This is a genomic window from Klenkia sp. AC732 (assembly GCF_979256525.1).
Genome location: NZ_CEEDOS010000060.1, coordinates 1 through 19,201 on the forward strand (window position 1 = coordinate 1; position 19,201 = coordinate 19,201).

Below are 19,201 nucleotides of genomic sequence, written 5' to 3' on the forward strand. Positions count from 1 at the left end.
GGGAGGAGGTGGGGGGTGGGGCGAGCAGAGCGGGGAGAGCCACGCCCGGCCACGGTAGTCACCGGGCGGACCGGACGGTCCTGGGTCACCCTGCCCGCATGAGCCTGCGACTGCGTCGTCCCCTGACCGTCCTCGTCACCGGTCTGGCGGTCCTCACCGCCGGCGGCACCCTCACCGCCTGCGGCGGCGGGGTGGCCGACGGCGTCGAGGAGCAGCAGGACGACCAGGAGGACGACCAGGAGGACCAGCAGGACGACCAGGAGGACCAGCAGGACGACCAGCAGGACGACCAGGACGACGACGACTGACCCGGGGTCAGAGCAGCGCCCAGCTCCCCGCCGGGGGCGGGGTCGGCGGGTCGCCGTCCACCGCGAGGTCGGCCCGCCCCCGGGTGTCCTCCCGGGCGAACACCTCGGCCTCGGCCGCCGCCCAGGCCGGCTGGAAGGCCGCCATCTGCGCGCCACCGCGGGCCGCCCACCGGCGGGCGCACACCCCCGGCGGTGCCTGCACCCACGCCAGCAACGACATCCGGTCGGCCAGCTCCCGCGCGCCGCAGCCGCAGCCCTCGACCACGAGCACCTCCCCGGCCGGCACCGTCGTGGGCGTCGCGAACTCGGCCCGCGCCCAGTCGTAGGCGGGGAACACGGCGTCGCGCCCCGCCGCGACCGGTTCCAGCACCCACTCGGCCAGCCGCCGGGTCATGCCCTCCAGCGTCCAGCCCTCGTACAGGTCGTCCAGGTGGACGACGGGCGCGCCGAGCTCTGCGGCCAGCTGGTCGGCGAACGTGGTCTTGCCCGAGCCCGCCGGCCCGTCCACGCAGACCAACCGGGTGCGGCCCAGCCGGGGCGTCGCCGTCCGCACCCGGGCCGCGAGGTCGGCGAGCGCGACCGTCCTCACCGCTGGGCGGCGGTCCACCCGGGCACCGGACCCGGCGTGGGGACGACGTCCCCGCGGCTGGCCAGCAGCCGCACGTGGGCGTCGGTCTCGGTGACCGCGAAGACCCGCATCCCGCGCTCGTAGGAGGACCAGGGCCGGGACCAGGTGAGGTGCGCGGCCAGCTCCCACGGGGTGCTGCCCGGGTGTGCCCGGACGGCGGCCAGCAGCTCGGCGAGCCGGGTCTCGTGGTGGTCCAGCAGCTCCTGGGCGCGGGTGGCCAGCCCGGTGAACCGCCACTCGTGGGCGGGCAGCACCTCGGTCGGCTCGGGCCGGTCGCGGACGGCGCCCAGCGAGGACAGGTAGTCCCGCAGCGGGTCCGGTGCCCCGCCGGACTCGGTGGAGATGTTGGGGCTGATCCGGGGCAGCACGTGGTCCCCGGACAGGAAGAGGCCGGTGCGCTCCTCGGCGAAGCACAGGTGCCCGGCGGTGTGCCCGGGGGTGTGCACCGCCCGCAGGGACCAGCCCGGGAAGTCGGCCACGTCGCCGTCGAGCAGGTCGCGGTCGGGCACTGCCATCTCGGTGAACCGGGTCCACCGCTCCGGGCTGCCCACGTCGGCCGCCGCGGTGTCGGCGTCGGCACCCAGGCCGACGAGGAACTCCACGTTGCGGGCGACCGCCTGGGCGCCGTCCCGGCGGTTCCAGGCGCGGACGACGTCGCCGTCGGCCGGGTGCATCGCGATCCAGGCACCGCTGGCCTCCCGGACGCGGCCGGCCAGGCCCAGGTGGTCGTAGTGCATGTGGGTGACCAGCACGCCGCGGACGTCCCCGACGGAGCTGCCGATGCCGGTCAGGCCGCCGGTGAGGGCCTCCCAGCCGGGCTCGGAGAGCCAGCCGCAGTCGACCAGCCCGATGCCGCCACCGGTGAGCGCGAAGGCGTAGACCGACACGTAGCGCAGCGGGCTGTGCGGGATCGGCACCGGGATCGACCACAGGTCCGGGCGCAGCTGCTCCACCGGGGGGAGCGCCCTGGCCTGCCACGCGGCGTGCTGGGCGGTCCCGGTGATCTCGCTGGCGGTCGACACGACTGGGACAGTAGGGGGCGTGAGCGCACCCACCGTCCCGGCCACGATCGAGGCGACCCCCCGGCGGATGCGGATCTGGTTCGCCCTCATGGCCGTGCTGGTGGTGGCCGTGATGGTGACCGTGTCGATCCTGCTGAAGTCCTCCACGACCGGCGTCGTGGCCTTCCGGACGTCGGACCAGGTGGCCACCACGGGCATCGGCCTGGCCATCGGCGGGGCACTGCTCTACTGCGCCCGCCCGCGGCTGCGGGCCTCCGCCGAGGGGCTCGAGGTGCGCAACATCGTCAACACCGCGCTGGTGCCCTGGGACCAGGTGCGGGCGGTCCGGTTCGACGAGCACTCGCCCTGGGCGAGCCTGCTGCTGAGCAACGAGGACGAGATGTCGGTGCTGGCCGTGCAGGCCGCCGACGGCGAGCGCGCGGTGCGCGCGGTGGAGGGCATGCGGGCCCTGCTGGCCGCCAGCCGTGTGTGAGGGGTAGTCTTGGCGACGCCTCACCCCGCTACATGAGGCGCACCAACCGCGACGGCCCCGCCCCGGGCTGTCGCACCAAGAGGAGCCCGCTCCCACCTGGCGCCGTCACAGGCGCCCAGGTCCCCGGAAGAACGGGGCCGGTCCGCCGGTCCCGTCTCGCCCCACCTGCTCACGCGGGTCGAGGGCGTGACCGGACGAGTGGGCCCCGTCGGCACAGCCGACGGGGCCACCACTCGTTCGGCCAGTGACCTCCCGGGTCGGGACGCTGACTCCTCATCGCTGAACGCAGAGGAGAGGCCATCACCGAGCCCCGCATCAACGACCGCATCCGCGTCCCCGAGGTCCGCCTCGTCGGACCCGAGGGCGAGCAGGTCGGCATCGTGCCGATCGGCGAGGCCCTGCGCCTGGCCCAGGACTCCGAGCTCGACCTCGTCGAGGTCGCTCCCATGGCCCGGCCGCCCGTCGTCAAGCTGATGGACTACGGCAAGTACAAGTACGAGGCCGCTCAGAAGGAGCGCGAGGCCCGTCGTAACCAGACGCAGACCGTCATCAAGGAGATGCGTCTGCGGCTGAAGATCGACCCGCACGACTACGAGACCAAGAAGGGCCACGTCGTCCGCTTCCTCAAGGGCGGCGACAAGGTCAAGATCACCGTGATGTTCCGCGGTCGCGAGCAGTCCCGCCCGGAGATGGGCTACCGGCTGCTGCAGCGTCTGGCCGGCGACGTCACGGAGCTGGGTGTCGTGGAGTCCAACCCCAAGCAGGACGGCCGCAACATGGTCATGGTCATCGCGCCGCACCGGAACCAGGCGGCGCAGCAGGCCCAGATCGTGGAGCGCAAGAAGGCCAAGGCCGCCGAGGCCGAGCCCGCCGCCGCACCGGCACCCGCACCCGCAGCGGCCCCGGCCGCGCCGGCGCAGCCCGCCGAGGCCGACCAGGCCTGAGCCGGCCCGACCCAGACCACCGAAGAGGACCGAGGACATGCCGAAGAACAAGACCCACAAGGGCACGGCCAAGCGCATCCGCGTGACCGGCTCCGGGAAGCTCGTCCGCGAGCACACGAACAACCAGCACAAGTTCGAGGTGAAGTCCTCCTCGCGCAAGCGCCGTGTGAAGGGGACCGAGGTGCTGTCGCCCGCCGACGCGCCCCGCATGAAGAAGCTGCTCGGCATCTGAGCCGGCCCCCCACCCACACACGATCTAGAGGAGTACTCACGTGGCACGCGTGAAGCGGGCGGTCAACGCCCAGAAGAAGCGTCGGACGACTCTCGAGGCCGCCAGCGGCTACCGGGGGCAGCGTTCGCGTCTGTACCGCAAGGCCAAGGAGCAGCTGCTCCACTCGGCCACCTACGCCTACCGCGACCGCAAGGTCCGCAAGGGCGACTTCCGCAAGCTGTGGATCACCCGGATCAACGCCGCGGCCCGCCAGAACGACATGACGTACAACCGCTTCATGCAGGGCCTGAAGCTGGCCGGCATTGAGCTGGACCGCAAGGTCCTGGCCGAGCTGGCCGTCAACGAGCCCGCCGCCTTCGCGGCCCTGGTGGAGTCCGCGCGCGCCGCGGTCGCCGCCGCCCCGAACCAGACCGGCGTCGCCGCCTAGTTCGAGCAGCACCCCACGACGCCGCCGGCGCCGGGCAGCCGCCCGGTACCGGCGGCGTCGTCGTCTGTCCCCCGAGAGGACCCCGTGACCGAACCGCTGACCGAGCGCAACGCCCGCGTCGCCGCCGCCCGCAAGCTCACCCGCCGGGCCGGTCGCGACGCCGCGGGGCTGTTCCTGGCCGAGGGCCGGCAGTCCGTGGTCGAGGCGCTGGACACCGGGGGAGCGGTCGAGGTCTTCGCCACCGAGGCCGCCGCGCACGCCCACCGCGACCTGCTCGCCGGCGCCGGGGTGCCGGTGCGGGTGGTCACCGAGAAGGCCGCCGCCGGGCTCAGCGAGACCGTCACCCCGCAGGGGCTCGTCGCGGTCTGCCCGCTGCGTGACGTCTCCGCGGGGACGCTGGCCAGCGACCCGCCGCGGCTGGCCGTCGCGCTGGCCGAGCTCAACGACCCCGGCAACGCCGGCACCGTGCTGCGCACCGCCGACGCCTGCGGGGCTGGCACCGTGGTCTTCGGCGCGGGGTCGGCCGACCCCTTCCAGGGCAAGGTCGTGCGCAGCTCGGCGGGCAGCCTCTTCCACGTCGACGTCGTCCGCTCCGCACCGCTCGAGCCGCTGCTGGACGTCGTCCGGGCGGCCGGGGTGACCGTGCTGGCCGCCGCCGGGGACGGCGAGGTCGCCCTGGACACCGCCGGGGACGACGGCCTGCTCGCCGGGCCGGTGCTGTGGCTGTTCGGCAACGAGGCCCGTGGGCTGGACGCCGGCCTGGCCGCCCGCGCCGACCACCGGGTCCGGGTGCCGATGCGCGGTCGGGCGGAGTCGCTGAACCTGTCCGTCGCCGCCGCGATCTGCCTGTACGCCACCCAGCTCGCCCAGGGCTGAGGGCACCGCACGTCCACCTCTGCCTGAGCAGATGCGCAGTCGTTGATGCGAACTCCTTGCAGTTAGGGTCGGGTCTCACCCACCCGAGGAGCCCGCTCAGTGCTGCACGTGCACGACCTGACCGTCCGGGTCCCCGGCGGCCCCCTCGTGGACGGCGTCTCCTTCGCGGTGGCGCCCGGCGAGCGGGTCGGCGTCGTCGGCGCCTCCGGGGCCGGGAAGTCCCAGCTGGTCGCGGCCCTGCTCGGCCTGACGCCGCCCGGCCCGACGGTCAGCGGCAGCGTCCGGGTCGAGGGCACCGAGGTCGTGGGGGCGTCGGCCGCCGCCTGGCGCCCGCTGCGTGGCCGGGTCACCGCCCTGGTCGCCCAGGACCCGGGGACCGCGCTGGACCCGCTCACCCGGGTCGGCCGGCAGGTCGCCCTCCCGCTGCGTGCCCAGGGGGTGGCCCGCGGGGAGGCCCGCACCCGGTCGGGGGCGCTGCTGGCCGAGGTCGGTCTCGACGGGCTGGCCCGCCGGTACCCGGCGCAGCTGTCCGGTGGGCAGCGGCAGCGGGTGGCCCTCGCGCTGGCCCTGGTCGGCGCCCCGCGGCTGCTGGTCGCCGACGAGCCCACCTCGGCCCTGGACGTCACCGTGCAGGCCGGCGTGCTGGACCTGCTGGACCGGGTCACCGGCCCGGGGCTGGCGGCGCTGCTGCTGGTCACCCACGACCTCGCCGTCGCCACCCGGCTGTGCTCCCGGCTGCTGGTGCTCGAGGGCGGCCGGCTGGTCGCCGACGGTCCGGTCGCCGACGTGCTGGCCGATCCCCGGCTGGCCGACGTCGTCGCCGCGTCCCGGGCCCTGGCGGTGCACCGGTGACCGCCCCGCTGCTCGTCGCCGAGGGCCTGGGCCGGCACTTCGACCGGTCCGCGGCCCCCGCGCTGGACGGCGTCTCGCTGCGCCTGCACCCCGGCGAGCGGCTGGCGGTGGTGGGGGAGTCCGGGTCGGGCAAGACCACCCTGGCCCGGCTGCTGCTCGCCCTGGACACCCCTGACGCCGGCACCGTCACCCTCGCCGGCCGGCCGGTCCGTCCCGGGTCCCCGCGCTCGCTGCGCTGGTTCCGGCGGGCGGTGCAGACCGTGCCGCAGGACCCGGCCCGCTCCTTCCACCCCCGGATCCGGGTCGGGGACGCCGTCGCCGAACCGCTGGCGTGCCTGCGGGTGCCCGGCGACCACACCGCCCGGGTCGCGCAGCTGCTGGTCGCCGTGGGTCTGGAGCCCGATGCCGCCCGCCGGTGGCCGCACGAGTTCTCCGGCGGCCAGCGGCAGCGGCTGGCGATCGCCCGTGCGCTCGCCCCGCGCCCGCAGGTGCTGGTCGCCGACGAGCCGGTGAGCGCGTTGGACGTCGTCGTCCGGCTGCAGGTGGTCGACCTGCTGCGCGAGGTCAGCGAGGCCGAGGGCCTGGCCCTGCTCGTCGTCTCCCACGACCTGGGCGTGGTGCAGCACCTGGCGCACCGGGTGCTCGTCCTGGACGCCGGCCGGCCGGTCGAGGAGGGCCCGGTCGGGCAGGTGTTCGGGCACCCCGCCAGCCCGGTCACCGCCCGGCTGCTGGACGCCGTCCCGACGCTGGCGGAGGTGGGCTCGTGACCCGGGCCGGGCGCGGGTGGGCGCCGTGGGTGCTGGTCCGCCGGCTGCCCGCCGTCCCGCGGTTGCTGCTGGCCTCCCAGCTCGCCTTCAACATCGGCTTCTACCTGGTCGTGCCGTTCCTGGCGGTGCACCTGAGCGAGGACCTCGCGCTGGCCGGCGGCGTCATCGGGCTGGTGCTGGGCATCCGCACCTTCAGCCAGCAGGGCCTGTTCTTCCTCGGTGGCGGGCTGGCCGACCGGTTCGGCGTCAAGCCGGTCGTGGTCGTCGGCTGCGTCATCCGGATCTTCGGCTTCCTCGTGCTCGCGGTGGTGCAGAGCCTGCCCGGGGTGCTGCTGGGTGCCGTGCTCGTCGGGTTCGCCGCCGCGCTGTTCTCCCCGGCCGTGGAGTCCGCGCTGGCCGACCAGGGCCGCCAGCTGGAGGAGGCCGGCGTCGCCACCCGGGCCGAGGTGTTCGGACTCGACGCGATCGCCTCCAAGCTGGGCTCGGTCACCGGCCCGGTGCTCGGTGCGCTGCTGCTCGCCGTCCCGTTCGGGGTCACCTGCGTGGTGGCCGCCGGGGTCTTCGTCGTCGTCCTGGTCGCGCACCTGGTGCTGCTGCCCCGGGACCTGCGCACCGGCGTCGGCGAGGTCGAGCCGATGACCGCGGGCTGGGGCCAGGTGCTCCGCAACCGGCGCTTCCTGGCCTTCACCGTCTGCTACTGCACCTACCTGCTGTCCTACAACCAGCTGTACCTGGCCCTGCCGGTCGAGCTGACCCGGGCCACCGGCGGCCAGGGCGCGCTGGGCTGGCTGTTCGTACTGGCCGCGGTCAGCGTGCTGGCCTTCCAGCTGCCGGTCACCACCCGGGCCCGCCGCGCCGGGGCCCGCCGGGCGCTGCCGCTGGGCTTCGCTCTGATGAGCGCCGGGTTCCTGCTGGTCGCCGTGCTGGCCCCGCTGGCCCCGGCCGACGGCGTGCTGGCCCTCGCCCCGGCCGTCGGGTTCGTGCTGCTGCTCTACACCGGCCAGATGATCGCCGTCCCCGTCGCCCAGGACCTGGTGCCCCGGCTGGCCGGCGAGCGCCGGCTCGGCGCCCACTTCGGGGTGCTGGCCTCGGCCGGCGGGCTGGCCGTGCTCGTCGGCAGCACCGGGATCGGTGCGCTGCTCGACCTCGCCGAGACCCCGCAGCCGGCGGCCGCCGTCCCCTGGCTGGTGCTCGCCGCACTGCCCGCGGCCTCCGCCGTCGGCCTCCTCCTGCTCACCCGCCGCATCGTCCCCGCCCCCCAGCCCGTAGGAGCCCCGTGAAGCGCCGCACCGCCCTGCTCGCCGCCCCGGTCGTCCTGCTCGGCGGCTGCTTCTCCGGCAGCGGTGACGCCGGTGCTGACGGCGCCGACCGGATCCGGCTGGCGCTGGCCTTCCCGCCGGTGGCCGCGCTCTCGCCGTGGACCGACGACGCCGTGCTGCTGACCCGGATGGGGGCCGCGGAGAGCCTCGTCGTCTTCGACGCCTCGGGCACCGCGCAGCCCCAGCTCGCCACCTCCTGGGAGTCCGTCGACGACCGCACCGCGCTGGTCGACCTGCGCGCGGACGTGGTCTTCCACGACGGCACTCCGATGGACGCCGAGGCCGTCGCCGGGTCGCTCAACGCCGCCGCGGCCGCCGACCCGCCGCTGCGGGTGCTCGCCGGTGTCGCCCTGACCGCCACCGCGGTCGACGGGGACACCGTCCAGGTGCAGGCCGCACAGGCCGACCCGCTGCTGGTGCAGCGGCTGGGCGCCCCGGCGCTGGTGGTGCTGTCCCCGGCGGCCTACACCGACGGTGCCGCCCCCGACCCGGTCGGTCACGGCACCGGCCCCTACGCGATCACCGCCGTGCAGGGCGCCGAGGCGGCCACGCTGGACGCGGCCACCGGGTACTGGGACGGCACCCCGGCCGCCGACGGGGTGGACGTCCGCTTCGTCGACGACGCCGGCGCGCGTGCCGCCGCGCTGCGCGCCGGTGAGCTCGACGTCGTCCAGGGCATCCCGATCGCCCAGCTGGCGACCCTCTCCGACGACGAGCGCGTGGTGACGACGTCGCTGCCGCGGGTCACCGCGCTCTCGCTGAACACCGCCTCCGGCGTCTTCACCGACCCGGGCCTGCGGGCCGCCGCGGTGGCCGCCGTGGACCCCGGCCCGGTGGTGGACGGCGTCTTCGAGGGGCAGGCCGACGAGGCCCCCGGCCTGCTCACCGACGCGACCCTCGGCGCCGCCGCCCGCCCCGCACCCTCGCTGCCGGCCGCGGCCGACCCGGCCGGGGCGTCGATCCGGCTGGCCACCTACGACGACCGGCCCGAGCTGCCCGAGGCCGCCGCGGTGCTCGCCGAGCAGCTGCGCGGTGCCGGGTTCACCGTCGAGGTGGTCGTGCAGACCTACGCCACCCTGGAGCCCGACCTGCTCGCCGGTGCCTTCGACGCGGTGCTGGGCAGCCGGCTCACCCTGCTGGACACCGGTGACCCGATCGGCTACTTCGGCACCGACCACACCTGCGAGGGCGGCTACAACCTCGCGCGGCTGTGCGACCCCGCTGTCGACGCCGCGGTGGCCGCCGCCGGGGAGCTGACCGACCCGGTCGCGCGCCGGCAGGCCGCCGCCGACCTGGAGGCCGCGGTGCTCTCCACCGGGGCGGTCGTGCCGGTGCTGCACGAGCAGAGCCGGACCGGGGTGGCCCAGGCCGTGCAGGGCGTGGGGGAGGACCCCTTCGAGCGGCAGGTCGTCACCGTCGCCACCACGACCGGCCGGTGACGCCGGTCCTCTCCCGGCTCACCCGCCCGCTCGGCGTCCTCGGCGCCCTGGTCGGCGCCGCACTGCTGGTCGGTGCGCTGCCCTGGTTGTCCGGGGACGACCCGGCGCTGGGCGTGCTCCGGGCCCGGGAGGTCGACCGAACCGCCGACCCGGCGGCCCTGGCGGCCGTCCGCGACCGGCTGGACCTGCCGGCCGACCCGGTCACCGGCACCCTGGGCTTCCTCGGCCGGCTGGTCACCGGCGACCTGGGCACCTCCTGGGTGTCGGGTGCACCGGTCGCGGACACCCTGCTGCCGGCCCTCGGCGTCTCGCTCACCGTGGCGGGCACCGCCAGCCTGGTCGCTCTCGTCCTCGCGGTGCTGCTCACCGTGCCCGCCCTGCTGCGGGCCGCCGACGGACGGCTCACCGGGGGCGGCGCGGGGGCCGCGGTGGGCGGCGCGCTCGCGGCGCTGCCCGAGTTCGTGCTGGCTGTCCTGCTGGTGTCGGTGGTCGCCGTGGGCTGGGGCCTGCTGCCCACCTCGGGCTTCACCGGGCCGGCGAACCTGGTGCTGCCCGTGCTGGCCCTCGGCGTCCCCGCGGCCGGGGTGCTCGCCCGGCTGCTGGCGGGGGCGGTGGCCGCGGTCGCGGGGGAGTCCTGGGTGCGCACCTGGCGGGCCGCGGGGGTGCGGCGCGGTGCGGTGGTGACGGCGCTGGGCCGGCGGGCGCTGAGCGTCGTCGTCCCGCAGGTGTTGCTGCTGCTGGTCGGCACCCTCGGCGCGGCCGCGGTGGTGGAGGCGGTCTTCGACCTGCCCGGCCTGGGCGGGCTCGCGCTGGACGCCGCGCTCGTGCCCGACGTGCCGGTCGTGCAGGCCGCCGTGGTGCTGCTCGTGGGCCTCGGGCTGCTCGTGGGGGGCGGCGGCGTGCTCGCCCACCGGTTGCTGCTGGGCCCGGCACTGACCGGCAGCGGGTTGACCCCCGAGGTCGTGCCCGCCGGACGGCGTCCCCGGCGCTCGGCGCTCGCCGTCGCCACGGTGCTCGCCCTGGCCGTGCTGGCCGGGCTGCTGCGCGACCCGGCGTCGCAGGACGTCGGCGCCCGGCTGGCGGCACCGTCCTGGGCGCACCCCTTCGGTGCCGACCCGCTGGGCCGGGACGTGCTGGCCCGGTTCGGGCACGGTGCGCTGGTCTCGGTCGGCCTCGCCGTGGCACTGGCCTCGGTCGCGCTGGCGGTCGGGCTGGCCGTCGGACTGCTCGGGCGCGCGGACCGGACCGGGACCGCGGACGTGCTCAACGCGCTGCCCGCCGTCGTCGTCGGCATCGTCGTCGCCGCGGTGGCCGGACCGGGACTGCTGTCGGCCTGCCTGGCCGTCGCCCTGGTGGCCTGGATCCCGCTGGCGGTGCACACCCGCACGCTCGCCGCACTGGCGCTGGCCGGGCTGTCGTTCCTCGGCCTGGGAGCCGGCGCGGAGTCCCCGGAGTGGGGACGGGCACTGGCCGAGACCACCGGCTACCTGGAGCGCGCGCCCTGGGTGGTCGCGGCACCGGCGCTCGGGCTGGTGCTGCTGGGTGTGGTCGCGGCGCTGTCAGACCCGCGCCCGCAGTGACCGGCCCAGCACCAGCACCAGCACCCCGGCCAGCACCACCGACAGCAGCGCCACCCGCAGGCTGAGCACGTCGGAGACGAACCCGATCAGCGGCGGGGACACCAGGAACCCGATCCGCAGCAGCAGGTTGACCGCGGTCAGCCCGACCCCGGTGGGCAGGCCGGGCAGCGCGTCGGCGGCGGCGTAGACCGCGGGCACCAGCGTCGCCACGCCCAGCCCGGCGAGGGCGAACCCGACCACCGTCGTGGGCACCGACGGCAGCGCCAGCGTGAGGACGAAGCCGGCGGCGATGACCGCGCCGCCGACCCGGGCGACCCGGCGCTGGCCGAACCGGTCCACCACCCGGTCCCCGGTGAGCCGCCCGGCCGTCATCGCGACCTGGAAGGCCACGAACCCCAGCCCCGCGGTGACGACGGTGGCGCCCAGGTCGTCGCGCAGCCAGATGGCGCTCCACGAGGCCGCGGAGTCCTCCACGAACGCGGCGCCGGCGGCCAGCAGCCCGAGCACCACCAGCGCCCCGACGGCCGACCGGCGGGCACTGCGCACCCCGGCGACCGGTGGTGCCGCCTCGGTGGGTGTGGCGTCGACGTCGTCCCGGCCGGGGAGCATCCAGGCCCGGATCAGCACGGCGACGACGCCGAAGACCACCGCCGAGACGCCCAGGTGCACCTCCAGCGGAACGCCCAGCCCGGCGATGCCGGCACCGAGCAGGCCGCCGGCCACCGCGCCCAGGCTCCAGAACCCGTGCAGCGCGTTGAGGATCGACCGGCCGTAGCCGCGCTGCACCCGCAGCCCGTGCGCGTTCTGGGCGACGTCGACGATCGCGTCCAGGGCGCCGACCAGCAGCAGCGCCAGGGCCAGCACCCACCACGCGGGTGCCGCGGCCGCACCGGCCACGCCGACGCCCAGGCCCAGCAGCCCCAGTGACGCCACCGGTCCCGATCCCAGCCGGGCGATGAGCACCGCGGCGACCGGGCCGACGACCAGGGCACCGAGCGGGGCGGCGGCCAGCGCCGTCCCCAGGGCCGCGTTGGACAGGCCGAGCTCGTCGCGCAGCTCGGGCAGCCGGGGCACCAGGTTGGCGTAGAAGACGGCGTTGAGGGCGAAGCAGGCCGCGACCGCGACCCGGGCGTGCTGCAGCGCCCGGGTGGGGGTGGTGACGGCGGCGCTCACGGGGTGAGCTCCAGGACGCGGGCCAGCACGGTGCGGGTCTCCTCGGGGGTGGGCGGGGCGGTGGTGAGGATCGCGTGCATGGTCAGGCCCTCCATGACGCCGTCCAGGGCGCGGGCGAGCTCGGGGTCCAGGACCCGGCCCAGGCTCTCGCGGCTGCTGTGCATCCAGGCCTCGGTGACCTCGCGCAGCGCCGGCTCGCGGAGGGCGGCCAGGTAGAGCTCGTAGGCCACCGCCCAGTCGCGCGGGGTGGCGCAGTGCCCGTCGTGCACGAAGTCCACGGCGGCGTCCAGCATCGAGGCGCGGTCGGTGGCCCGGGCGAAGTGCGCCCGGAAGCGGACGGCCATCTGCTCGGCGTGCCGGGTGAACGCGGCCCGCAGCAGGTCGGCGAGGCCGTCGAAGTGGTAGGTCACCGAGCCCAGCGGGACGTCGGCGGCCGCGGCGATCCGCCGGGCGGTGGTGCCGGCCACCCCGTGCTCGGCGATCACGTCGATGGTGACGTCGACGAGCCGGTCCCGGCGGTCGGGGTCGACGCGGCGGGTCACCGGCGCGGTGGTCACTCCGACGTGCCGATGTGCCGGACGACGCGGGCCGGGTTGCCCACGGCGACGACGCCGGCCGGCAGGTCCCGGGTGACGACGGAGCCGGCCCCGACGACGGTGTCCCGCCCGATGGTGACCCCGGGCAGCACGACGACGCCGCCGCCGAGCCAGACGTTGTCCCCCAAGGTGATCGGGGCCGAACCCTCCCACTTGTCCCGCCGCGGGCCGGGCTCCACCGGGTGGGTGGCGGTGAGCAGCTGGACGTTCGGGCCGATCTGGACGTCGTCGCCGATGGTGATCCGGCCGACGTCGAGGGCGACCAGGCCCCAGTTGGCGAAGGTCCGGGCACCGACGGTGGTCTGGTACCCGTAGTCGCAGTGGAACGGGGCGCGGATGGTGCTGCCGGGCCCGAAGGCGCCGAGCAGGTCCTCCAGCAGGGCGCGCCGGGCGGCGCCGTCCAGCGGGTCGATCGCGTTGTACTGCATCGTCAGCCGCTGGGCGCGGCCGTTCTCCTGGGTGAGCACCGGGTCGTCGGCGACGTAGGCGTCGCCGGCCAGCATGCGCTCGCGCATCGTGCGGGGGTCGTCGTCTCGGGCGGTCACGGCGGGGACCCTAGCCGGCGATGTGTACGTACGTACACAACAACGCGCCGTTCCGCCTGGGAGACTGCCGGGGTGACCCCAGCCGGACGCTCCGACGGCCGCTCCTCCCGGTGGACCGAGCACCGCCGGCAGCGCCGGCTGGAGTTCGTCACCGCCGCGGTCGAGTCCGTGCGCCGCACCGGACCCGAGCTCGCCGTCGACGACGTCGCCCGCACGGCCGGGGTCAGCAAGACCGTGATCTACCGGTACTTCGCCGACAAGGACGAACTGGTCGACGCCGTCCTGGCGCAGATCAGCAGCGACATCCTGCTGCCCCGGCTGCTCGGCGAGCTGGCCCTGGACCGTGCCGACGACGTGGCGCGCGTCCGCGCCGTCGTCGCCGCGTTCGTGGCGATCATCGAGGACGAACCCGCGCTCTACCGGTTCGCCTACGCCCAGGCGGGCCGGGCCGGCCGCGCGGACCTGGTGGCGCAGACCGAGCGCGAGGTCGCCGAGGCGCTGGCCTGGGTGATGGGGGAGCGGCTGACCGACGCGGGGCTCGACCCGGCCCCCGCCCGGACCTGGGCCTACGGCACGGTCGGCATGGTCCAGCTGGCCGCGCACTGGTGGTCGACCGCCCGCACCGTCCCCGCCGAGGCGCTCGTCGACCAGCTCACCGCACTGGCCTGGGGCGGCCTGTCGACCCTGCTGCCACCGGCGCCGCAGGACTGAGGAGGCCGGGAGGGCAGAATGGCCTCCCGTGTCTGGCGCCAACGACCCCTACGACCCCAAACAGGTGGCTGCGCTGTCCGCAGACGCCCTGGACGCCGCCGTCGCGGCCGGGGTGGCCGCCTTCGACGGGGCCGCCGACCTGGAGGCCCTGGCCGCCGTCCGGCCGGCGCACCTGGGTGACCGTGCCCCGGTGCTGCTGGCCCGCCGCGAGCTCGGCGCGCTGCCCCCGGCCGCCCGCAAGGACGCCGGCCAGCGGGTGAACGCCGCCCGGGTCGCGCTCACCGACACCCACGCCGCCCGGCTGGCCGTGCTGGAGGCCGAGCGCGACGAGCGGGTGCTCGCCGAGGAGCGCGTCGACGTCACGCTGCCCTTCGACCGCGCACCCCGCGGCGCCCGGCACCCGCTGACCACGCTGCAGGACCGGATCGCCGACGTCTTCGTAGGGATGGGCTACGAGGTCGCCGAGGGCCCGGAGCTGGAGAGCGAGTGGCTGAACTTCGACGCCCTCAACACCGGCCCCGACCACCCGGCTCGCTCGCTGGCCGACACCTTCTTCGTCGCCCCCGAGGGCTCGGGCCTGGTGCTGCGCACGCACACGAGCCCGGTGCAGGCCCGCACCATGCTCGAGCGCACCCCGCCGATCTACGTCGTCGCGCCGGGCCGGGTCTACCGGACCGACGAGCTGGACGCCACGCACACCCCGGTCTTCCACCAGGTCGAGGGCCTGGCCGTCGACCGCGGGCTGACCATGGCCCACCTGCGCGGCACCCTGGAGGCGCTGGCCAAGGCGCTCTTCGGGGACGACGCACAGATCCGCTGGCGGCCGCACTTCTTCCCCTTCACCGAGCCCTCGGCGGAGTTCGACGTCTTCTTCCCCGAGCACCGCGACGGCCCGCAGTGGGTCGAGTGGGGCGGCTGCGGGATGGTCAACCCCCGGGTCCTCACCGCCTGCGGGATCGACCCGGAGGTCTACAGCGGCTTCGCCTTCGGCATGGGCATCGAGCGGGCCCTGCAGTTCCGCCACGGCGTCGGCGACATGCGCGACATCGTCGAGGGCGACGTCCGGTTCACGCGAGCGTTCGGAGTCGAGCAGTGAAGGTCCCCGTCAGCTGGTTGTCCGAGCACGTCGACCTCCCCGCGGGGACGGGCGTCGAGGAGCTGGACGCCGTCTTCGTCCGGCAGGGCCTCGAGGTCGAGGAGGTGCTGCGCGTGCCGGAGACGACGGGCCCGCTCGTCGTCGGCCGGGTGCTGGTGATCGAGGAGCTCACCGGCTTCAAGAAGCCGATCCGCCACGTCCAGGTCGACGTCGGCGACCCCGAGCCCCAGGGCATCGTCTGCGGCGCCCGCAACTTCGCCGTCGACGACCTGGTCGTCGTGGCCCTGCCCGGTGCCGTGCTGCCCGGTGACTTCGCCATCGCCGCCCGGACGACGTACGGGCGCGTCTCCGACGGGATGATCTGCAGCAGCCGCGAGCTCGGCGTGGGCGAGGACCACGACGGCATCCTGGTCCTGGGCCGCGGCACCGACGGTCCGGCCCCGGGCACCCCGGCCGGCCCGGTCGTGGGCACCGACGACGTCGTGTTCGACCTCGAGGTGACCACCGACCGCGGGTACTGCATGGCCATCCGCGGCATCGCCCGCGAGGTCGCCGGCGCCCTGGGCGTCGACTGGCGCGACCCGGCCGCGGCCACCCCGCCGGCCTGGCCCGGCGAGCCCGCCTGGACCGTCGAGGTCGCCGACCCGGCTCGCTGCGACCGGTTCTCCGTGCTCGCGATGGAGGGGCTGGACCCGACCGCGCCCAGCCCCTGGTGGCTGCGGCGCCGGCTGGCCCAGTCCGGCATCCGGTCCATCTCGCTGGCCGTCGACGTCACCAACCTGGTGATGGTCGAGCTCGGCCAGCCGATGCACGCCTTCGACCGGGACGCCGTCCGCGGCCCCGTCGTCGTCCGGACGGCGGCTCCCGGCGAGCGGCTCACCACCCTGGACGGCGTCGACCGCGCCCTGGACGCCGACGACCTGCTGATCACCGACGACTCCGGCCCCATCGGGCTGGCCGGTGTCATGGGCGGGGCCTCGACCGAGATCTCGGGGACGACCACCGCGGTGCTGCTGGAGGCCGCGCACTGGGAGCCCACCGGCATCGCCCGGGGCGTCCGCCGGCACAAGCTGCCCAGCGAGGCGGCCAAGCGCTTCGAGCGCGGCACCGACCCCGACGTCACCGTCGTCGCCCTCGCCCGGGCGGCGTCCCTGCTGGCCGAGCACGGCGGTGCCCGGGTCGTCGGAGGGGTCGTGGACGTCGACGCCCGCGCCCCCCGGCCGCAGATCGCCGTGGACGCCGACCGTCCGGCCCGGGTCGCCGGCATCCCGATCAGCAGCGACCAGGTGATCGACTCGCTCACCACGGTCGGCTGCACGGTCGGTGCCGAGGGCGGCCGGCTGGCCGTCACCCCGCCGTCCTGGCGCCCGGACCTCACCGACCCGGCCGACCTGGTCGAGGAGGTCGTCCGCGCCGTCGGCTACGACGAGATCCCCTCGGTGCTGCCCACCGTGCCCCCGGGCCGCGGCCTCACGCCGACCCAGCGCCGCCGCCGGGCCGTCGGTCGCGCCCTGGCCGAGGCCGGCTACGTGGAGGCCCCGGCCTACCCGTTCGTCGGCCGGACCGCCCTGGAGGCGCTCGGGCTGCCCACCGAGGGCCTGCTGACCCTCCGCAACCCGATCTCGGAGCAGGAGCCGGCGCTGCGCACGTCCCTGCTGCCGGGGCTGCTGGCCACGCTGGCCCGCAACCTGGGCCGTGGGCAGCGCGACCTGGCCGTCTTCGAGCACGGTGCGGTCTTCCCGCCCGGGGACGGCGCGGTCGCCCCGCTGCCCGCCGTCGACCGCCGTCCTGACGACGAGACGCTGGCCGCCCTGCTCGGCGCCGTCCCCGCGCAGCCCTGGCACGTCGCCGTGGCGCTGGCCGGCAACCGGGAGCCCCGCGGCTGGTGGGGCCCGGGCCGCCCGGCCGTGTGGGCCGACGCCGTCCAGGCCGCCCGGCTGGTCGCCGACGCGGCCGGGGTGGAGCTGACCGTGCGCGCCGGTGACCAGGCGCCCTGGCACCCGGGCCGCTGCGCCGAGCTGCTGGTCGGTGACACCGTCGTCGGCCACGCCGGTGAGCTGCACCCCCGGGTGTGCGCCGCACTGGAGCTGCCCGCGCGCACCTCGGTCATGGAGCTCGACGTCGACGCGCTGCCCGACCGCCCGGTCGCGCAGGGCCCGGCCATCTCGGCGTTCCCGCCGGTCCGGATGGACGCCGCCCTGGTCGTGGCCGAGGACCGCCCCGAGTCCGCCGTGCGGGCCGCGCTGGTGTCGGGGGCGGGGGAGCTGCTGGAGGACCTGCGGCTCTTCGACCTCTACACCGGCACCCAGGTCGGGGAGGGCAACCGGTCGCTGGCCTACGCCTTCGTCTTCCGTGCCCCGGACCGGACACTCACCGGCGAGGAGGCGCAGGCCGCCTTCGACGCCGCCGTCGCCGCCGCGACGCAGGCGACGGGAGCCGTCCTCCGTGGCTGACCTCGACGGCACCGTCGCCCTCGTCACCGGGGCCTCCACCGGGATCGGCCGGGCCCTCGCCGAGGGCCTGGCCGCGCGCGGGGCCTCGGTGGCCGGCCTGGCCCGCGGCGCCGAGCGGCTGGCGGCGGCGATGGCCGACGTCGCCACCGCCACCGGGTCGCGCACGCTGGCCGTCTCCGCCGACGTCGCGGACCTCGCCGCCGTCCGGGCCGCGGTGGCCCGGGTGGAGGCCGAGCTCGGCCCGGTCGACCTGCTGGTCAACAACGCCGGGCTGATCGACGCCGCCGAGGTGCCGGTCTGGGAGGCCGACCCCGAGCAGTGGTGGTCGGTGGTGGAGAGCCAGGTCCGCGGACCGTTCCACCTGGTGCAGGCCGTCGTCCCCGGGATGGTGGCCCGCGGCACCGGACGGGTCGTGGACATCGCCTCGGGCATGTCGACCCGGTCGAACCCGGACTACACCGCCTACTCGGTCGGCAAGACCGGCCAGCTGCGGATCACCGAGGCCCTCGCCGCCTCCGGGGTGCTGGCCTTCGACGTGGCCCCCGGCGTGGTGGACACCCCGATGACCCGCTCGATGGCGATGTGGGACGGCTACGAGGAGTGGACGCCGGTGGAGGCCGTCGTCGACCTGGTTGCCGCGATCGGGGCCGGCCGGCTGGACGCCTGGTCGGGCCGCTTCGTCCGGGCCGGCAAGGACACCGTCGAGTCGCTGTCCCGTATCACCCCGGCCGCAACCCAGCGTCAGCTCCGACTGCTGCCCCACGGGGACGACGACCCGGTCGCCTGAGAGGTGTCCCCGCGGGCGGCTCAGAACAGGGTGCGCAGCGCCCCCGCGGCGATGTTCACGGTGATCCGGGTGTCGGCCTCGACCTCCACCAGCTCGCCGTCCATCTGCAGCGGCATCGGGGTCAGCACGGTCAGCTCGTGGTGCGTCGTCGTCGGCTGGGGCCCCAGGCCCACGGTCGCCGCCTTGACCGCGGTGGCCAGCACCCGCAGCTTGCCGGCGCGCTTGTTGACCACCAGCTCGAAGTGGCCGTCGTCCGGGCGGCCGGAGTCCGACAGCTTGGCCACCTTGGCCATCTGGGAGATGTTCGCGTAGAGCACGCTGTCGATCTCCAGGACCGACCCGTCCTCCAGTCGGACGGGGAACGGGTGGAAGGCCCGGAAGCCGCGGACGACGGAGACGATCTCCCGCCAGGAGCCCTTGCCGCCGGCCTCGATGTCCACGGCCACGACCGGGGTGATGCCGATGCCGATGTAGGAGTGCGCGTACCGGACCTCCTCGGCGTCCCCGTGCACGAGGGTCATCCGGAGCAGGTCCATCCGGGTCACGTCACCGGCGACGATCGCGTCGGCCAGCGGCCGGGTCCGCGTCGTCCGGCGGTGGTCGTTGGCGTTGCCGGCCGCCCGGACGGCGGCGACGGCGTCGGGGTTGCCGGCCTGCATGACGCCGTCGACGACCTCGTTGTAGCCGCCGTCGCCGCTCACCGAGACCACCAGCGGGCGCCCGGTGCGGGCGGCCTCGCGGGCCAGGTCGCGGGCGTGGCCGGCGTGCTGGGTGGGGGCCAGCTCCACCGGGGTGTCCGGGAGCCGGTCGGACAGCTCGGCGCGCAGCTCGCGCGCCGAGGTGGGGGCGTCACCGGTGCTGTGCGGGTTGAACACGATCACGATCCGGTCGAACGCGGACACCGTCGGGCCTCTCGTCGGGGTGGGGCGGGGGACGGCGGCGTCCCGGCGGGCTGATCATGGCCGACGCGGGGG

The 19,201-nt window shown here is 76.0% G+C and carries 21 protein-coding genes; 15 read left to right on the forward strand and 6 right to left on the reverse strand.

What is annotated here, in order from left to right; genetic code table 11:
- Window positions 1-98 precede the first annotated feature (98 nt).
- Window positions 99-308: a hypothetical protein gene (locus AC0IVP_RS20360; RefSeq protein ID WP_471758971.1), complete on the forward strand. Its 210-nt coding sequence runs from the start codon at window positions 99-101 to the stop codon at window positions 306-308.
- Window positions 309-315: 7 nt separating this feature from the next.
- Here AC0IVP_RS20360 and AC0IVP_RS20365 read toward each other — a convergent pair whose 3' ends face one another.
- Entirely contained in the window at window positions 316-897 is a 582-nt protein-coding gene (locus AC0IVP_RS20365; protein WP_471758973.1) for a uridine kinase family protein, read from the reverse strand.
- Window positions 894-1,958 (reverse strand): MBL fold metallo-hydrolase, encoded by a 1,065-nt coding sequence (locus AC0IVP_RS20370; RefSeq protein WP_471758975.1) that lies wholly within the window; start codon window positions 1,956-1,958, stop codon window positions 894-896. The genes AC0IVP_RS20365 and AC0IVP_RS20370 overlap by 4 nt, the downstream gene beginning before the upstream one ends.
- Before the next feature lie 19 nt (window positions 1,959-1,977).
- On the opposite strand from AC0IVP_RS20370, the gene AC0IVP_RS20375 reads away from it, so the two are divergent.
- The 10 genes from AC0IVP_RS20375 to AC0IVP_RS20420 all read left to right on the forward strand — a co-directional run bounded on the left by AC0IVP_RS20375 (window position 1,978) and on the right by AC0IVP_RS20420 (window position 10,866).
- A complete protein-coding gene (locus tag AC0IVP_RS20375) occupies window positions 1,978-2,430 on the forward strand; it encodes a PH domain-containing protein (protein WP_235564593.1) in 453 nt (150 codons plus the stop codon).
- Window positions 2,431-2,744: 314 nt separating this feature from the next.
- Window positions 2,745-3,374: a translation initiation factor IF-3 gene (infC, locus tag AC0IVP_RS20380; protein ID WP_235564598.1), complete on the forward strand. Its 630-nt coding sequence runs from the start codon at window positions 2,745-2,747 to the stop codon at window positions 3,372-3,374.
- 37 nt (window positions 3,375-3,411) lie between these two features.
- Window positions 3,412-3,606, forward strand: coding sequence for a 50S ribosomal protein L35 (rpmI, locus tag AC0IVP_RS20385; RefSeq protein WP_056291754.1), 195 nt, complete (start codon window positions 3,412-3,414; stop codon window positions 3,604-3,606).
- 40 nt (window positions 3,607-3,646) lie between these two features.
- Window positions 3,647-4,033 carry a 50S ribosomal protein L20 gene (gene rplT, locus AC0IVP_RS20390; RefSeq protein WP_056291759.1) on the forward strand — a complete coding sequence of 129 codons (387 nt, stop codon included), beginning with the start codon at window positions 3,647-3,649 and terminating at the stop codon, window positions 4,031-4,033.
- A gap of 84 nt (window positions 4,034-4,117) precedes the next feature.
- Window positions 4,118-4,909, forward strand: coding sequence for a TrmH family RNA methyltransferase (locus AC0IVP_RS20395; RefSeq protein ID WP_471758977.1), 792 nt, complete (start codon window positions 4,118-4,120; stop codon window positions 4,907-4,909).
- Between the two features lie 99 nt (window positions 4,910-5,008).
- Entirely contained in the window at window positions 5,009-5,761 is a 753-nt protein-coding gene (locus AC0IVP_RS20400) for an ATP-binding cassette domain-containing protein (RefSeq protein ID WP_471758979.1), read from the forward strand.
- Window positions 5,758-6,528 (forward strand): ABC transporter ATP-binding protein, encoded by a 771-nt coding sequence (locus AC0IVP_RS20405; protein WP_471758981.1) that lies wholly within the window; start codon window positions 5,758-5,760, stop codon window positions 6,526-6,528. The genes AC0IVP_RS20400 and AC0IVP_RS20405 overlap by 4 nt, the downstream gene beginning before the upstream one ends.
- A complete protein-coding gene (locus tag AC0IVP_RS20410) occupies window positions 6,525-7,808 on the forward strand; it encodes an MFS transporter (protein ID WP_471758983.1) in 1,284 nt (427 codons plus the stop codon). The genes AC0IVP_RS20405 and AC0IVP_RS20410 overlap by 4 nt, the downstream gene beginning before the upstream one ends.
- Window positions 7,805-9,286, forward strand: coding sequence for an ABC transporter substrate-binding protein (locus AC0IVP_RS20415; RefSeq protein WP_471758985.1), 1,482 nt, complete (start codon window positions 7,805-7,807; stop codon window positions 9,284-9,286). The genes AC0IVP_RS20410 and AC0IVP_RS20415 overlap by 4 nt, the downstream gene beginning before the upstream one ends.
- Window positions 9,283-10,866, forward strand: a complete 1,584-nt coding sequence (locus AC0IVP_RS20420) for an ABC transporter permease subunit (RefSeq protein WP_471758987.1) — start codon at window positions 9,283-9,285, stop codon at window positions 10,864-10,866. Before AC0IVP_RS20415 ends, AC0IVP_RS20420 begins: the two co-directional genes overlap by 4 nt.
- Here AC0IVP_RS20420 and AC0IVP_RS20425 read toward each other — a convergent pair.
- Genes AC0IVP_RS20425 through AC0IVP_RS20435 form a run of 3 tightly spaced genes read right to left on the reverse strand, consistent with a single transcriptional unit; the run spans window position 10,846 to window position 13,180 of the window.
- Window positions 10,846-12,039 carry an MFS transporter gene (locus tag AC0IVP_RS20425; RefSeq protein WP_056291782.1) on the reverse strand — a complete coding sequence of 398 codons (1,194 nt, stop codon included), beginning with the start codon at window positions 12,037-12,039 and terminating at the stop codon, window positions 10,846-10,848. The two genes, AC0IVP_RS20420 and AC0IVP_RS20425, sit on opposite strands and share 21 nt — an antisense overlap.
- On the reverse strand, window positions 12,036-12,581 hold the full coding sequence (locus AC0IVP_RS20430; protein WP_235564594.1) for a TetR/AcrR family transcriptional regulator: 546 nt from the start codon (window positions 12,579-12,581) through the stop codon (window positions 12,036-12,038). Before AC0IVP_RS20430 ends, AC0IVP_RS20425 begins: the two co-directional genes overlap by 4 nt.
- Before the next feature lie 11 nt (window positions 12,582-12,592).
- On the reverse strand, window positions 12,593-13,180 hold the full coding sequence (locus AC0IVP_RS20435) for a sugar O-acetyltransferase (protein ID WP_471758989.1): 588 nt from the start codon (window positions 13,178-13,180) through the stop codon (window positions 12,593-12,595).
- Between the two features lie 72 nt (window positions 13,181-13,252).
- Here AC0IVP_RS20435 and AC0IVP_RS20440 point away from each other — a divergent pair, with 72 nt between their 5' ends.
- From AC0IVP_RS20440 to AC0IVP_RS20455, 4 genes are read left to right on the forward strand one after another with little or no spacing between them, the layout of a single operon-like run.
- Complete coding sequence (locus AC0IVP_RS20440; RefSeq protein ID WP_056291792.1) at window positions 13,253-13,891, forward strand: TetR/AcrR family transcriptional regulator; 639 nt, start codon at window positions 13,253-13,255, stop codon at window positions 13,889-13,891.
- Window positions 13,892-13,919: 28 nt separating this feature from the next.
- Window positions 13,920-14,987 carry a phenylalanine--tRNA ligase subunit alpha gene (gene pheS / locus AC0IVP_RS20445; RefSeq protein ID WP_056291794.1) on the forward strand — a complete coding sequence of 356 codons (1,068 nt, stop codon included), beginning with the start codon at window positions 13,920-13,922 and terminating at the stop codon, window positions 14,985-14,987.
- Window positions 14,984-17,440, forward strand: a complete 2,457-nt coding sequence (pheT, locus tag AC0IVP_RS20450; protein WP_471758991.1) for a phenylalanine--tRNA ligase subunit beta — start codon at window positions 14,984-14,986, stop codon at window positions 17,438-17,440. Before pheS ends, pheT begins: the two co-directional genes overlap by 4 nt.
- Window positions 17,433-18,227: an SDR family NAD(P)-dependent oxidoreductase gene (locus tag AC0IVP_RS20455; protein WP_471758993.1), complete on the forward strand. Its 795-nt coding sequence runs from the start codon at window positions 17,433-17,435 to the stop codon at window positions 18,225-18,227. The genes pheT and AC0IVP_RS20455 overlap by 8 nt, the downstream gene beginning before the upstream one ends.
- Before the next feature lie 20 nt (window positions 18,228-18,247).
- Here the strand turns inward: AC0IVP_RS20455 and AC0IVP_RS20460 are convergent, their stop codons facing one another.
- Window positions 18,248-19,129: a diacylglycerol/lipid kinase family protein gene (locus tag AC0IVP_RS20460; RefSeq protein ID WP_471758995.1), complete on the reverse strand. Its 882-nt coding sequence runs from the start codon at window positions 19,127-19,129 to the stop codon at window positions 18,248-18,250.
- Between the last annotated feature and the right edge of the window lie 72 nt (window positions 19,130-19,201).